General features: G+C 70.3%; 11 protein-coding genes. 9 read left to right on the top strand and 2 right to left on the bottom strand.

Annotated elements, in window-relative coordinates; translation table 11 throughout:
• Positions 1-46: 46 nt before the first annotated feature.
• A complete protein-coding gene (locus tag ACN27B_RS29380) occupies positions 47-1,504 on the top strand; it encodes a family 43 glycosylhydrolase (protein ID WP_422742502.1) in 1,458 nt (485 codons plus the stop codon).
• Between the two features lie 394 nt (positions 1,505-1,898).
• On the opposite strand, the gene ACN27B_RS29375 is transcribed toward ACN27B_RS29380, so the two are convergent.
• Entirely contained in the window at positions 1,899-3,173 is a 1,275-nt protein-coding gene (locus tag ACN27B_RS29375; RefSeq protein ID WP_422742500.1) for a hypothetical protein, read from the bottom strand.
• A gap of 853 nt (positions 3,174-4,026) precedes the next feature.
• Between ACN27B_RS29375 and ACN27B_RS29370 the strand changes: the two genes are divergently transcribed.
• Both ACN27B_RS29370 and ACN27B_RS29365 read left to right on the top strand, forming a co-directional pair.
• Positions 4,027-5,832, top strand: coding sequence for a glycoside hydrolase family 6 protein (locus ACN27B_RS29370; RefSeq protein ID WP_422742498.1), 1,806 nt, complete (start codon positions 4,027-4,029; stop codon positions 5,830-5,832).
• A gap of 217 nt (positions 5,833-6,049) precedes the next feature.
• Positions 6,050-6,907 carry an endo alpha-1,4 polygalactosaminidase gene (locus tag ACN27B_RS29365; RefSeq protein WP_422742496.1) on the top strand — a complete coding sequence of 286 codons (858 nt, stop codon included), beginning with the start codon at positions 6,050-6,052 and terminating at the stop codon, positions 6,905-6,907.
• Positions 6,908-7,006: 99 nt separating this feature from the next.
• On the opposite strand, the gene ACN27B_RS29360 is transcribed toward ACN27B_RS29365, so the two are convergent.
• The gene (locus ACN27B_RS29360) at positions 7,007-8,902 is read right to left on the bottom strand and encodes a hypothetical protein (protein ID WP_422742494.1); all 1,896 of its coding nucleotides are present in this window, start codon (positions 8,900-8,902) and stop codon (positions 7,007-7,009) included.
• A gap of 591 nt (positions 8,903-9,493) precedes the next feature.
• Between ACN27B_RS29360 and ACN27B_RS29355 the strand changes: the two genes are divergently transcribed.
• The 6 genes from ACN27B_RS29355 to ACN27B_RS29330 all read left to right on the top strand — a co-directional run bounded on the left by ACN27B_RS29355 (position 9,494) and on the right by ACN27B_RS29330 (position 14,791).
• On the top strand, positions 9,494-10,852 hold the full coding sequence (locus ACN27B_RS29355; RefSeq protein WP_422742492.1) for a family 43 glycosylhydrolase: 1,359 nt from the start codon (positions 9,494-9,496) through the stop codon (positions 10,850-10,852).
• Between the two features lie 180 nt (positions 10,853-11,032).
• Positions 11,033-11,416 (top strand): YidH family protein, encoded by a 384-nt coding sequence (locus ACN27B_RS29350; RefSeq protein ID WP_422742490.1) that lies wholly within the window; start codon positions 11,033-11,035, stop codon positions 11,414-11,416.
• Positions 11,413-11,739, top strand: coding sequence for a DUF202 domain-containing protein (locus ACN27B_RS29345; RefSeq protein ID WP_422742488.1), 327 nt, complete (start codon positions 11,413-11,415; stop codon positions 11,737-11,739). The genes ACN27B_RS29350 and ACN27B_RS29345 overlap by 4 nt, the downstream gene beginning before the upstream one ends.
• Positions 11,740-11,865: 126 nt before the next feature.
• Positions 11,866-13,140 carry an ROK family transcriptional regulator gene (locus ACN27B_RS29340; protein WP_422742486.1) on the top strand — a complete coding sequence of 425 codons (1,275 nt, stop codon included), beginning with the start codon at positions 11,866-11,868 and terminating at the stop codon, positions 13,138-13,140.
• A 110-nt stretch (positions 13,141-13,250) separates the two neighbouring features.
• Positions 13,251-13,982 carry an ABC transporter permease gene (locus ACN27B_RS29335; RefSeq protein WP_422742484.1) on the top strand — a complete coding sequence of 244 codons (732 nt, stop codon included), beginning with the start codon at positions 13,251-13,253 and terminating at the stop codon, positions 13,980-13,982.
• Positions 13,979-14,791, top strand: coding sequence for an ABC transporter ATP-binding protein (locus ACN27B_RS29330; protein ID WP_422742482.1), 813 nt, complete (start codon positions 13,979-13,981; stop codon positions 14,789-14,791). Before ACN27B_RS29335 ends, ACN27B_RS29330 begins: the two co-directional genes overlap by 4 nt.
• The last annotated feature ends 17 nt before the right edge of the window (positions 14,792-14,808 follow it).

The following is a 14,808-nucleotide window of genomic DNA, read 5'->3' as shown; positions in this document are numbered from 1 at the left end:
TGCCGGCCGTCGGGTCGACGAGGCCGGTGGCCCGAGAAGGAGTTCCGTGGTGCACAGAAGAGGGAGGCTGCTCACCGCAGCCGTCAGCGCCGTCACCGTGTTCGGGATGGCGGTCGCCGGCATCACCTCCGCCGACGCCGAACAACAGCAGGCCGCGATGGCGACCGCCGAGGTGGCCTCCGGCAACCCGATCGTGACGAACATCCGAGGGGCCGATCCGGACGTCCACGTGTGGGACGGCAGGGTGTGGATGTACACCTCCCAGGACCGGCCGCCGATCGACACCTCGACGAACTACTCGGGGATGGACGGCTACCACGTCTTCTCCTCCACCGACATGGTCAACTGGACCGACCACGGCGAGATCCTGCGCTCCCGCGACGTCAGCTGGGGATCCCGCGGCTACATGTGGGCGCCGGGCGCGGCCCGCAGGGGCACGACGAACTACCTGTTCTACCCGCACAAGGACAGGAGCGGGATCTGGCGGATCGGTGTGGCCACCGCGAACAGCCCGGCGGGGCCGTTCGCCGACAGCGGCCGTCACATCCCGAACATCTCCGGGATCGACCCGATGGTCCTGCAGGACGGCAGCGACTACTACCTGTACTGGAGCGGCTGGAAGAACGAGGGCGGGCAGACTAGGCACGTCCCGTACGTGGCCAAACTCATGAGCAACATGGCTGAACTCGCCGAGAGCCCGAGGGTGGTCAGCTACGGCGCGACCAACCACAAGGAGGGCATCTTCGTCTTCAAGAAGGCCGGCACCTACTACTTCACCTACACCGACTGGCAGGGCGAGAGCGATCAGGGTTTCTGGGCCACCGGCAGCTCACCGTACGGCCCGTTCGGCGGCGCGGGCCAGCTCAAGGGAGCGGTCGGGCCGAGCCCGGCCGGGGCACAGGACCACCATTCGATCATCCGGTACGCCGGCACGTGGTACTACTTCTACCACGTGGGCAACTACACCAACGCCGCCGGTGAGCCCGGTGCCGGATACCGCCGCAACGCCTCGGTGGACTACCTGCACTTCCGCGCCGACGGTGGCCTGAAGAAGGTCGTGCACACCACGACGGGGGTGAGGCAGGTGGCCTCGCCGGGCGGCGCCAACCCGCCAGGTGTCCCCGGCCGCATCCAGGCGGAGGACTTCACCGCGCAGACGGGCGGCGTTCGCATCGAGACCACCGCCGGCGCCGACGGGCGCAGTATCGGGTACGTAACCGACGGCTCCTCGGTCACGTACGGGGTGGACGTCGCCGCCACCGGACGCCACCAGGTGACCTTCCGCTACGCATCGGCGGCGGCAGGGGGCCGGATCAGCGTCAGGCAGGGCCGGACGCAGGTCGGTGCCACGACCGTCGCCGGCACCGGCGGCTGGACGGCCTGGCGTAGCGTCACCGCCGACGTCGACCTTCAGGCCGGCACGAGGCAGCGTCTCACCCTCACCTTCGAGGGCGACGGCGACTACCTGCTCAACCTGGACCGTCTCGACGTCATCCGGCGCTGACGGCGACGCCGCGTCAGGGTACTCGCTGAATTGCGTGACGTTTCAGAGCCCCGATCGACGCCGTCGCAGGTCAGTGCGATGCGGCCGGACGGCGAGCTGAAGGATCTGGCCTGCCGACACGGGTTCTGACGATGCTTGGGACGTGAAGACCCTCATCGCCGTTGCGGCTGCCCTGGTGAGGGCACTCCGGCGAGTGCCACGTGGCCCGCGACACGAGCCACCTGGCCCGGCTGACGCCGCGGTCAGGTGGCTCGAAGTCGCGGTCAGACTCCCCGATCAGGTCATCGGCGTCGGTGCGCTGCCACCGACACCACGACGTCTGATCCCACCGGGCGACGGTCGCCCAGGCCGGCACGTCCGTCGCCGACGCGGCTGCGGCACCGCCGAGATCGGGTCAGCGATTGCGTACCGTGACCCGGTCCGGAATGGAGAAGAACCGGGCGAACCTCGGCGTGGTGGGCAGAATGGGCCGGGCGCTGCCGTGGGTGGTCTCGCGGCGCACGTCCAGGGTCACCACCTGCTGCTCGGCGTCGTTCGGCCGGAGGAACACGAAACTGTAGGTGGCCTGGTCTCCGGGGATCCCGGTCAGGACGGTGTCCGCGGACAGCAGCAGGTGCAGCTTGACGCTCGCGACCGCCGGCCCTTCGGGGAAGCGCAGGCGGGCGATGTTCGGGAAGGACCGTCCGGCGTCCGGCTGGACCCGGATGTTGCGGGCCACGTAGTTCTCCTCGGCCCCGCCGATGCTGCCGCCGACGACCGATTCCCCCGCGCCGACGCGGAGGTCGCCGTCGGTCGCCCGCTTGAGCCAGCCGTTCACCACTACTCCGTCGACCACGACATCGCCCTCGGACTGGGCGGGACTCCAGCCGAACTGCACGGCCGCACCGCTCTCCTGCAGTTGCACCCGGATGCTCCGGGCTGTCGCGCCGGTCTTCTTCGGCTTGATCGCGTCGTCACCGACCTTGAGGAAGCTGTCACGCAGCAGGCCGTTCTGGCCGATCTCGACTCCGCCGCCGCCGCTGCCTCGTGGCCGGCTGCTCGACACGCCGAACGGGGGGGTGACGACGACGAGGTCCGACATGACACCGCCGTTGTTGCCCTGAAGCGGCCGCACCGCGTTCTGGCCGTCACCGAAGATGGTGAGGTTGTGCAGGTTGATGGCCGCTCGGTTGTTGGGGGCCGCCTGAATCGCCGAGTCCGGGTTGGTGGGGTCGGCGGGGTTCGGCGCGTACACCGCAACGAGAGCGCTGTCGAGGTAGCCGGGTGCGTCCACCGTCCCTCCCGGGCCGGCGGTCACCACCCCGAGGTCGCCGCCGCGCCGCAGGTTGAAGAAGCGCGCCCGTTCGGCCTCGGAGTCCACGTCACGATCGTCGTAGGGCTTGTTCCGGCCGGCGATGGTGACGGTGCCGGTCGGTGCGGCGATCCGGATGTTGGCGGCCACCAGCCCGTCCAGGAGATAGGTGCCGGGCTGCTCCACCAGCAGGGTGTGGCTGCTGGCCGTCCAGCGGACCCCGTCAGCGTTGCCGCTGTCGTTGTCGTCGTTCAGGCCGGCCAGGTCACCGTTGCTGAAGCGGGCCCGGTACGGCTCGTCGGTACCGGACCCGGCGATCGGCGCCGCGCCGGCCGTCAGCCGGGCGCCGGCCTGCGCGGGTCCCGACGACAGGGTCATCGCGGAACAGGCCACCGTCGCGGCCAAGGCTGCCGGCAGGCGCCACCGTCCATGTGTGGTCATACTCGTCCTCCTCGGTGCGGGGTGCGACGGCGCGCGGGACGCGCACCGTTCGTCGAACAGATCGGGATCGACCGGTGTGACGGCGAGCGCCGTCGCGGTCCGGGGCGAGCTTCCGCGGCGCCAATGGTCGATCAACTCCGGCGGGGGTCACGACGCCGGCCGTACCGACCCGTGCGTCTGGATGTGGCCTCGACGTGTCGGGTCGTGCGTGCTGGCGTGCGATCCCTACTGAGGACACTCCCGAACGGGCCCCCGATTCTTGTCGTCCATCAGATTGTTACCGGTCACAATAGCCCCTCCGGCTGCGCCTGAGAAGGCTGCTCCGAGAAGTGGTTGCCGGTCGCTGATGGTGATGTCGCGGTATCGCTGCCCGTTCATCCGGACTTGAGCTGCGCCTTTATCAACCTGAGGCGCTGGGTACCAGATTTATGCCCAGCGCATCTTTTGCGTGCGCGTCTGGCTCGGACCTTCAACTCCATAAAAACTTGTTACCGGTAACCATCGATGAAACTATTGTTTTGAAAGCGCTCCCATGCCACAGTTGTGGGGCGTAGAAGCCGCTCGCAACGGCGCATCGGCGGGAGGGTCGAGGGCACCGGTTCTCCGGACGGCCATCCCGCCGACCTGCCTTGTCGCGTCACCGTCGACGCCGTCGCACCACCACCGCCCGTCCGGGTCGGGCCACCTCAGAAAAACATCGATCACACCGCTGGGCTGTCCTGTGTGCGCCCACCGGGTCGATCAGCCGGGCCGCCTGCGGCCCGGTCCCGTCCCCAAGGAGATTCGAGTAATGAACGTGTGGAGAAGACTCTCCCGCTCACGCCGGGCGGTCGCGCTCTCCGGAGTAGGCGTCCTGGCCGCGGGCGGGCTGGTGACGCTTCCCGTCACCGCGGCCCAGGCGGCCACCCAGTGCGAGGTGTCCTACACCACCAACGACTGGCCGGGTGGCTTCACCGCCTCCGTCAACATCAAGAACGTCGGCGACGCCCTCAACGGCTGGACCCTGGGATTCACCTTCCCAGACGGCGGCCAGCGCCTGGGGCAGGGGTGGGCCGCTCGCTGGACCCAGTCCGGCCAGCAGGTCAGCGCCCAGAACGAGTCCTGGAACGGCGCCGTCGCCAGCGGCGCGACGCTGAGCCTCGGCTTCAACGGCTCGTGGAGTGGCAGCAATCCGAAACCGACGTCGTTCACGCTGAACGGCACGGTCTGCAACGGCGGCACTCCGACCACCCCGCCGACCAGCAGCAGCCCGTCGCCGACCACGACCCCGACGGCCAGCCCGACCCCGACGGCCAGCCCGACGCCGTCGCCGACCGGCCCGACGACCCCACCCGGACCGAAGGTGGACAACCCGTACGCCGGGGTGAGGGGCTATGTGAACCCGGAGTGGAAGGCGAAGGCCGAGTCGGTCGCGGGCGGCAACCGGGTGTCGAACAACCCGACCGCGGTCTGGCTCGACCGCATCGCCGCCATCAACGGCACCCCGGACAGCAGCTCCAACGGCGCGATGGGCGTGCGGGACCACCTGGACGAGGCGCTGCGGCAGGGTGCCGGCTACATCCAGTTCGTCATCTACAACCTGCCCGGCCGCGACTGCGCCGCGCTCGCCTCCAACGGTGAGCTGGGTCCGAACGAGCTGCCCAAGTACAAGTCCGACTACATCGACCCGATCGCCGCGATCCAGGCCGACCCGAAGTACAAGGACCTCCGGATCGTCAACATCATCGAGATCGACTCGATCCCGAACCTGCACACCAACACCGGCGGCAGCCCGGGCGCGACCGCGATGTGCGACACGGTCAAGGCCAACGGCGCGTACATCAACGGTGTCGGCTACGCGCTGGCGAAGCTCGGCACGATCGGCAACGTCTACAACTACATCGACGCCGCGCACCACGGCTGGATCGGCTGGGACAGCAACTTCAGCCCCGTCGCGACCCTGCTGCACCAGGCGGCGATCGCCTCGGGCAGCACGGTGGACAACGTCACCGGCTTCATCGTCAACACGGCGAACTACTCCGCCCTCAAGGAGCCGTACTTCAAGGTCACGGACACGGTGAACGGGCAGATGGTGCGGCAGTCCAAGTGGGTCGACTGGAACTTCTACGTCGACGAGCTCTCGTTCGCCCAGGCGTTCCGGCAGGAGCTGATCTCCAAGGGCTTCCGGAACAACATCGGCATGCTGATCGACACCTCCCGCAACGGCTGGGGCGGCTCCGCCCGGCCCACCGGCCCGGGCCCGATGACCAACGTCGACGCCTACGTCAACGGTGGCCGCATCGACCGCCGGATCCACGCCGGCAACTGGTGCAACCAGGCCGGCGCGGGCCTCGGCGAGCGGCCTCGGGCGAACCCCGAGCCCGGCATCGACGCCTACGTCTGGGTGAAGCCCCCGGGCGAGTCGGACGGCTCCAGCACCGCCATCCCGAACGACGAGGGCAAGGGCTTCGACCGGATGTGCGACCCGACCTACACCGGTAACGCCCGCAACGGGTACAGCATGACCGGGGCCCTGCCCAACGCACCGATCTCCGGCGCCTGGTTCCCGGCCCAGTTCGCGCAGCTCATGCAGAACGCCTACCCGGCGCTGCCCTGATTCCGGTGATCGCCGGTCATCCGCAGTCGGCATGGCACCTGCACCGGTAGTTCCGAGTCCCTGGTCCCGACCACCCGGTCGGGGCCAGGGACCCGCTGTTCCGCGAAACTCCCGGCGGTGGCTCTGTCGTGTCTCATCCCGATGGCTCTCCGCCAGGGAGAGCCCGGCCCTGGAGGTAGAAGTGCAGCTCGTGTCCCGACAGTGGCGGCGATCGGCGATGCTGGGCCTACTGGCCCTGGCCGTCGGCGTGACTCTGCAGGTGACGCCCCAGGCCTCCGCCGGCCAGCGGCAGCCGACCGGATCGACGGCGACCGACACGGCCGATCGGGAAACCCGTGACCAGGCGGCACCCGCGGCGATCAGCCCGCCGCCGGCGAACGCGACGTTCGACTACCAGATCGGCGGCGCCTACCCTCCACCGTCCGGTGTGCGAGTCGTGAGCCGCGACCGCGAGGACCCGCCCGCCGCCGGCCTCTACAACATCTGCTACATCAACGCCTTCCAGACGCAACCTCAGGAAACCGCCTGGTGGAAGAGCAATCACGACGACCTGCTGCTGCGCGACGCGAGCGGACGCTATGTGATCGACAGCGCCTGGAACGAGATCCTCCTCGACACCCGCACGGACGCCAAGCGCACCAGGCTCGCCGCGATCGTCAACGGCTGGGTCGACGGCTGCGCCGCGCGGGGCTTCCACGCGGTGGAGCCGGACAACATCGACTCCTACGGGCGGTCCCGCGGTCTGCTCACCCAGTCCGGCGCGGTCGCGTACCTGGAGCTGCTCGCCGATCACGCACACCAGGCCGGACTGGCCATCGCCCAGAAGAACTCCACCGAACTCGGTGTCCGGGGTCGAGACGTCGGCCTCGACTTCGCCGTCGCCGAGGAGTGCGCCCGTTACGACGAGTGCGACGCCTACACCCGCGTCTACGGCACCAACGTGATCGTCATCGAATACACCGACAAGGCGTTCGCCAAGGCCTGCCGGACCGTGGGGGGCACCCTCTCCGTCGTGCGCCGCGACCTCAACGTCACCAGGCCCGGCAGCCGCACCTACCGCTACGACCCCTGCTGACCCGGAGCAGGTATCGCGAGCGACACGAGGGGGACGAGGTCGCTCGTCTGCGGCTCGTGCCGGCCTGCGCCACCCGCGCGGCTGGTGCCGGCGATGCCGTCAACCGCGAGCCTCGGCCGGGACCGGGATGCCGGCGATCTCCGTCGCCTTCACGTTCCGCTGAGCGTCGGACTGCCGCAGGCCGCCGCGCTCCGATGCGGTCGGGGCGCCGGCAGTGGAAGTGCGCTGGTCGGCGTGGGCCCATCGCTGCACGTCCGCCCAGGGCATCCGCAGCGCGCCCTGGCTGGTGACGATCTGCTGCCAGAGCTGGCTGCCGGAGTGCCGACCCTGGCCAGGGCCGGCAGCCGACCGCAGACCCTGGTCGCCCGCCGCGGCGTCCCACTCGCCCAACGCGCACCGCACGAGCGCCCGGTACAGGACGGCCGGCGAGGCGCCGTCGTAGCCGAAGGTGAACCCCGGTTCGCCACCCGGGTTGGGAACCGGCTGCGGGGGGAGCAGCGCCCCGTCCGGGCCGGGCGTGAGGGCGAACAGTCCGGTGGCGCAGTGGGTCCTGTCGGCGGCGATGACGGTCTGCGCCGTCCATCCTGCCGGTGGCATGCCGGTCGGCCACTCGATCAGCAGCGTGTCGGCGAGGTGTGAGGTGCCCGACGCCAGGCGAGCGACGAGGCGGCCGTCCGGGTCCTGGCAGAGGTCGATCAGGCGCTCGCGGGCGCGGTCGAGCAGATGGTGCCGGGCGATGACGGCGTCGGTGGCGTCCTCGGTGAGCAGCCGGACGAGCCGACGGGTGGGATGCACCGGGTCGCCGTGCGGGTCGGCGGCGGTCAGGCGGGTGAGGTGTCGGCGGTACTCGTCGCAGATCGGCCCGTGGGCGTCGGGCCAGCTGTAGGTGACGGGGAAGGTGTAGACCCGCTCCGGATGCCCGGCGGCGAGCTGGCCGCGCAGCAGCAGGATCGCCTCGTGCAGGGCCGCACCGTACGCGTCGTCGGGCCCCCACGGCAGCACCGCCTCGATCTCGGCGAGCCGATCGAGTTCGGTCGCGGCGATGTCCGGGTCGAAGCCGCGGGCGGCGGCGACGGCGGCCTGCTGCTCCAACGCCGCCGGCCATACGGGTGGCTCGGGCGCTGCAGCCAGAAACCAGCCGTCGCCGGTCGTCGGGCCGGTCAGCGCGGCGGTCACGTCACGGTGCACGGCGCGCGACTCACGGGCGAGCAGAGCGAACGCCTGGGGGTAGAGGGCGTGCACGGATCTGTCGACCACGGCGCTCAGGCGGGCCACAGTGCCCGGCCACTCCGTGATGGTGTCGCGGATCCGGAGCGGGCTCGGTCGGTCGAGGAGCCGGACGGTGCGGACGGTCTCCGGCGTGGTGGTCCCTGCCCACCACAGTGGCAGGGGCCGGCCCAGCACCCGGGCGACCTCGGCAGCGAGGACGGAACCACCGTGCTGCAGGGCGCCCGTCGGGCGTCGGCGGGGCGCGGCGAGCCCCGGCACCGCGGCCGGCGGGTGAGCCGGGTGCAGGAAGCCGGGCAGCGGCTCCGGCGACGGTTCGGCGTGTTCGGGTGTCCGCCACAACTCCAGGTGGAGACGGGGCCCGTCCGCGCCGGGGTCGAGCAGGTACGGCTGCACGACGACGGCGCCAGGCCGCCGGTCGGGAGCCAACCGCGCGACGGCGGCCTCGGCGATCGCGTCACGGCCGACGTCCTGGCCGGCGTACCCGACGGCGTAGACGATCGAGTGGCCGACACAGTCGAAGATCGTGATCGCTGCGGCGCAGCCGCGCGGCAGTACGACGTTCCCGGCCCAGATCACCTCCGCGGGTTGGGTCGCGTCGGCCCAGCCGAATGGCCACACCGCGTCCTCGGGCACCGGGCGACCGGTGGCCCGCAGCCATCGGTCGATGGTGACGGTGAACCACACGTTCTGCCCGTCGGCGTCGACGACGTCCGGATCGGGAAGCCGTCCCTCGCCGTGCAGGACGCGCAGTCGTTGCGTACTCATCCGTGCCCGGCGGGCGAACTGGGGGAGAGAATGAGGGCGACAACGCGCTACTGCCATCGTGAGACCTCTCTGTGAAGAAGCACTGGCCGACCGTTTCGGGTGCTGCATATTCGAACGACGAGCTGCCGGCGTCGGCGCAATTTGTTGTGGCTGATGCGGGCGGCGGCGGTGGTGCCACTGCCCAGCGTCGACTCGATGTCGGCCCGGGCAGCGCGGCTACAAGCGACGTTGGTCAGCAGGACTCGAGGTGCCGCGCGGGCTGCACCGAACCGGCCGGAAGCCCTTGGCCGACGTCTCGCATGCTGGTGGGGCGGCCGACGCCGATCTTGTTGCCCCGGCAGGTACAGCCCGTTGCGCTTGGGTGGAGATCGGTGGCCCGAGTGTAGATCAACTGTTGGTCCAGCGGAATGGCCGGATGCGCGAAAGGGTCAACCTGTGCTCAGAGTTTCTGCGTGCTCACACAGTTTCCACTCCGATCGGCGGTCGGTGGTCGAAACTTTTTTGTCGCCTATTCAATGTCGAAATTGGTCTCACTAACCTGGCGTCCCAGGCAGCGCAGCGGTGTCCTGCCCGGGAAGGGAGACCTGACTGATGACCAGTTCCCATGACCCGATGCCCATCGGCCGGCGGTCCTTGTTGGCCGGTGCCGCCGGCATGCTGGGTGCGATGGCGTTGCCCTCGGCGGCCGTGCAGGCGGCGCCGGTGCCCGCGAAGCCGGGGGAGGGTGTGGCGGTGGGGCCGTATCCGGTGAACTGGCCGGGTCCGGTGCCGTATGGCGTGGCGGATGCGCGGGTGGATCTGTGGCCGCGGGAGGACAACTCGTTCGTTCTTCCGTTGGAGTTGCGTGCTCGGGACGAGGAGCTCGGCCGGGTGTGGATCCGTGACACGTACGTCAACTGTTTCGTGGTCGGTGGTCGGCCGGTGTACGTCTGCACGGGTACGACGCGGGTGCCGGGGTTGGACAAGGCGGCGCCGTGGAACGACGGGATCTTCGTGTGGGTGGCTCCGGATCTGAAGGGGCCGTGGAAGTTGGTCGACACCACGGGTATCCGCCCGGGGGTGGAGAAGGGCAAGGTGTGGTCGCCGGAGTTCGTGGGTGAGAACCGGCCGGGACGTACCGTAGTCGCCCCCTGGCAGGAGTACTGGTACGACCAGCAGTTCGGCAAACGCGGCGAGGCGTGGGCGCCTGAGCTGCACTACGTCCATGGTCGCTGGTACATCGTCGCCTGCATGGGCGACCACTCACGCAAGGTCGGCTCGTTCCTGCTCGTCAGCGAGGGCGGGATCGAAGGGCCGTACCGGCTCGCCGAGGGCAACGTGCAGAAGCCCTTCGGCGACCCGTTCATCGGCGGGCCGAAGTTCATCGAACCCGGGGCCTACCATCACATCGACGGTGGCCTGTACGCCGAGGGTGACGACGCGTGGCTGGTGTTGCACAACGACCTGTACGCGAAGTTCCGGGACGACATGGAGGACATCGTCCCCACGACGAACCTCCCGACGTTCCAGCAGACGCCCTACACGCCCGAGCCATACCTGGAAGGCGCGTCGGTGTTCAAGTTCCAGGGCAGGTACTACCTGCTGCACGCCGCCTGGGACCGGACGTCGATCGGTGCCGACGGCACCCCGCGTTACGCCTACGACCCGCCCGGCCCCGGTCGGGTGCAGTACCAGTACGACGCGATCGTCGCCGTCTCCGACACCTTCGAGGGGCCGTACTCCGAGCGGTGGACCGCCGGGGTCGGCGCCGGGCACAACAACTTCTTCACCGATCGCGCCGGCCGGCCGTGGGCGACGTTCTTCCGCAACCCCGCCACCGGCTACTGGGCCGATCCGTCCCGCATCGGTGACGCCGCGGTGGCCGGCGTCGTGGAGCTGGAGTGGACCGGCCCGCAGGGCCACCGTCTGTACGTCAAGCGCCGGCAACCGGGTAGAGCGGGCGACTGCTGATCCGACGGATCCCGCCCACGCCCGGGTTCCCCGACGCGGAGGCAGACAAGCGCCAGATACCGGCCCGTCGACCTGACGGGCCGGTGCTCCCGTCGTGTGCGCACCTCGTGGCATCGTGATCCACCCGCTGCGGGTTCGCACCCCGAGCCCGCAGCCCGGACGGTGGAGGAAGGCAGCAGAATGGCGACAGAGGTGCGTGACGAGGAACCTGCGATCGTGCCGGAGCGACGACGGCCCGGATGGGTGTACCGGACCGGCACGGAGCCCGACCCGCGTTTCACCTTCGCCAACGAGCGCACCTTCCTCGCCTGGATCCGCACCGCGTTGGCCCTGATCGTGGCCGGGGTGGCGGTACGTGCCATATACGCGGGCGCGTCCGGACGGACCGTGGCGACCCTCCTGGTGGCGCTCGGGGTGGCGGCGGCCGTGCAGGCACTCGGGCGCTGGGCGTACAGCGAGCGGGCGCTGCGACGCGGGCGACCGCTGCCCGCTCTGCCGGCGCTGCCGCTGGTGGCCGGTGTGGTGGCGGCCGGGGTCACGGTCGCCGTGGCGATGGTGTGGTGACCCCGCCCCGCCTGTGGGATGCCGGCGCACAGCATGAGCGCACCGCCTTGGCCTGGTCGCGGACATCGTTGTCGACCTGCGGGTTGCTGGCGGTGCTGGTGCGCGTACTGGCGGGGCACCGTCCTCACCTCGCCGTGGCGGTGGCCGTGGCCGGCGTGGTGTCGACAGCGGCCGTGGGCGTCGCCGCCGGTCGTCGCTACCGAACGGTGCGGCGCAGAGCCGACGCCGGCGGACCGCTGCCCGGGCCGGCGCTGCCCGTCGCGGGCACGATCCTGACGGTGCTCGCCGGGGCCAGCGCCCTGCTCGACGTCGTGCTCGGCTGAGGCCCGACGCCGGGCCTCTCCCGATGTCGCCCGTAGGCTGTCATCCCCTGGTCGGAGCCGCAGCCCAGGCGGTCGGGAGACTTCCGCCGGGAGGCGACGGAAAACACACGTATTTCTGTCGGGCCGTTGACGGAAAAAAATCGGAAACCTAGCGTTCGCCTCGTGTCAACAATCAGCGGAGCTCACACCCTGGTTCGCCGCTCGCACGAAGAGCGCGTCCTGCGGGTTCTCCAACGCTTTGGCGCGCTCAGCCGAGGGGAGATCGCCAGCCGGGTCGGCCTGTCCCGCACCACGGTCTCCGAGATCACCACCGAGCTGCTCGCCCGTGGCGCGATCACGGTCGTCGACACGGACGCGAGCGAGCGCGCGGGCAGTGGCCGTCCGGCTGAGCGCCTCGCCCTCGACCCCGGCTCCGGGCAGTACCTGGGGGTGGACTTCGGCCACCGGCGGGTCAACGTCGCGGTGGCCGACGCGGCCCACGAGATCATCGCCACCGGCACCGCCCGGTATCCCGAGTCGGCGCGGTGGCCCGAACGGATGTCGGCCGCGTTCGCCCTGGTCGAACGGCTGCGGGTGAACAACGGGGTGCATTACGGGGCGTTGCAGGCGGTCGGGGTCGGCGTGCCCGGATGGGGAGACCGTTCGTGGGCCGACGGGGTGGCCGAGGCGTTCGTCGACCGGTTCCATGCCTCGGTCATCGTCGACAACAACGTCCGGTTCGCCGGCCTCGCCGAGGCGCTGCACTCCCACCCGGACACGGTGAACAACCTGATCTACCTGCGCCTGTCCGACGGCGTGGGCGGCAGCCTCGTCGTCGACGGACGCCTGGTACGCGGCGCCACCAGCTTTGCCGGGGAGCTCGGGCACGTCACGGTTGCCGAGGCCGGCGCGGCGGCGTGCCGGTGCGGCAAGCGGGGCTGTGTCGAGACCTTCGCCTCGGCCCCGGCGATCCTCGCCCGCTGTCGTGCCGTGGGCGCACCGGTCGAGACGATCGACGATCTGCGAGCCGCGGTGGCGATCGCCCATCCCGGGGTCGAGCGGGTGCTCCGTGACACCGGCGCCGTCATCGGACGCGTCCTCGGCGCCGCGGCGATGACCCTCAACCCCAGCGAGGTCGTGATCAGCGGCGAGGTCGTCGACGTCTCGCCGACGCTCGTGCAGCAGGTGGCGGCGACCATCACCTACGAGCTGTCCTGGCAGCCGGAGATGGCTCCGGTCGTCCGTGCCGCCGTCCTGCGCGACGAGGGCGGGGCCCTCGGCGCCGTGGCGGCGCTGTTCCACGAGTCACCCCTGTTGAAGAGCTATCCCGAGGCCGCTCGCGACCCGTCCGGTGGCCGGACGTCGACCACGAAGGAGCACATCATGGCCGGTTCCGTCGTCAAGGTGGGAGGTGTGCGGTGACGGTGGTGCAGCCTGACGCCCCGCCGACCGGAAGCGGAACGCCGGCGGCCACGGTCGATCCGCCTCGCAGGACGTCCCGGCGGGTCAACCGGTCCGGCCGGGGTCGGGGCATGCTGGCGCTCAACATCGTGTCGATCCTGCTCGGCATCGGTGTCTGGTGGCTGCTGGCCCTGGCGGGGTTCCAGTTCCCGACTCCGCTCGAGGTCGTCTCCGCCGCCGGGAAGATGCTCGCCGACGGCACCCTGCAGACCGACGTGCTGGCCAGCCTCGGCCGGGTGCTGGCCGGATTCGTGATCGGCTCGGCCGCGGCGATCCTGGTGGGTTTCCTTATGGGCTGGTACGCCACGGCCCGGGCGCTGTTCGAGCCGTGGGTCCAGTTCTTCCGCACCATTCCTCCGCTGGCCATCCTGCCGCTGGTGCTGGTGCTGATGGGCATCGGGGAGACACCGAAGATCTTCGTGATCGTGCTGGCGGCCTTCCTGGCCTGCGTGATCTCCACCTTCCAGGGCGTGGTGAGCGTCGACCGCACGCTGATCAACGCCGCGCAGGTGCTCGGCGCCCGGGACGGCTCCATCTTCCTGCGAGTGGTGGTCCCCGCCTCCACCCCGTTCATCCTCGTCGGCATGCGGGTCGGGCTCGGCTCGGCCTGGGCGACCCTCGTCGCCGCCGAGCTGCTGGCCGCGCAGGAAGGGCTCGGCCACCGGATGCAGACCGCCCAGTTGTACTACGACCTGCCGACCATCTTCGTCGGCATCGTCTGCATCGGGGTGCTCGGCCTGATCATGGACCGGCTGCTGCTGATGGCCGGCAACAAACTCACCGGCTGGCAGGAGCGGCGATGAGCGACACGGCAACCATGAAGATCTCCGTCCGCGACGTCCGCCGGACCTACCAGGTCGGCCGGGAGGAGTTCGTGGCCCTCGGCGGGGTCTCGCTCGACATCGGCGACAACGAGTTCGTCACCCTCGTCGGACCGTCCGGCTGCGGCAAGAGCACGCTGATGAACATCCTCGCCGGTCTCGACGAACCCTCCGCCGGCACCGCGCTCGTCGACGGCGTGGCGGTGCGCGGGCCGGGCCCGGAACGAGGCGTCATCTTCCAGCAGTACGCGCTGTTCCCGTGGCTGACCGTGCGGCAGAACGTCGAGTTCGGCCTCAGGACCGCCCGAGTGCCCAAGGCCGAACGGCGGGCCCGGGCCGAGCACTTCATCCGGATGGTCGGGCTCGACCACTTCGCCGACTCCCTGCCCAAGACGCTCTCCGGCGGCATGAAGCAGCGCTGCGCCATCGCCCGGGCCTACGCGGTCAACCCCTCGATCCTGCTGATGGACGAGCCGTTCGGGGCGCTCGACGCGCTCACCCGGGTCAAGCTCCAGGAACAACTGCTGGACACCTGGAGCCAGGACCGCCGCACGGTCGTGTTCATCACCCACGACGTCGACGAGGCGGTGTTCCTGGCCAACCGGGTGGTGGTGATGGCAGCCCGACCCGGTCGGATCTTCGACGTGATCGACGTGGACCTGCCGTACCCCCGTACCGAAGAGGTCCGGTTCAGCCCGGAGTTCGCCGCCCTGCGCAACCGGGTCTGGCAGGCCGTCTACCACCAGGACCCCGGCCAGTCGGCCGGGGCCGCCCCCTCGACCACTCGCTGACCTCGAAGAGGAGCACC

Source organism: Micromonospora sp. WMMD754 (genome assembly GCF_049315235.1).
Classification (GTDB): domain Bacteria; phylum Actinomycetota; class Actinomycetes; order Mycobacteriales; family Micromonosporaceae; genus Micromonospora; species Micromonospora sediminicola.
The sequence above is the reverse complement of the archived record's forward strand: the minus strand, read 5'-3'. Positions and strand labels throughout refer to the sequence as shown.

Excerpts from the sequence above, each read along its gene's own strand:
- ACN27B_RS29375 (WP_422742500.1), bottom strand. The coding sequence starts at position 3,173 with ATGACCCTGTCGTCGGGACCCGCGCAGGCCGGCGCCCGGCTGACGGCC.
- ACN27B_RS29370 (WP_422742498.1), top strand. The coding sequence starts at position 4,027 with ATGAACGTGTGGAGAAGACTCTCCCGCTCACGCCGGGCGGTCGCGCTC.
- ACN27B_RS29365 (WP_422742496.1), top strand. The coding sequence starts at position 6,050 with ATGCTGGGCCTACTGGCCCTGGCCGTCGGCGTGACTCTGCAGGTGACG.
- ACN27B_RS29360 (WP_422742494.1), bottom strand. The coding sequence starts at position 8,902 with ATGAGTACGCAACGACTGCGCGTCCTGCACGGCGAGGGACGGCTTCCC.
- ACN27B_RS29355 (WP_422742492.1), top strand. The coding sequence starts at position 9,494 with ATGACCAGTTCCCATGACCCGATGCCCATCGGCCGGCGGTCCTTGTTG.
- ACN27B_RS29350 (WP_422742490.1), top strand. The coding sequence starts at position 11,033 with ATGGCGACAGAGGTGCGTGACGAGGAACCTGCGATCGTGCCGGAGCGA.
- ACN27B_RS29335 (WP_422742484.1), top strand. The coding sequence starts at position 13,251 with ATGCTGGCGCTCAACATCGTGTCGATCCTGCTCGGCATCGGTGTCTGG.
- ACN27B_RS29330 (WP_422742482.1), top strand. The coding sequence starts at position 13,979 with ATGAGCGACACGGCAACCATGAAGATCTCCGTCCGCGACGTCCGCCGG.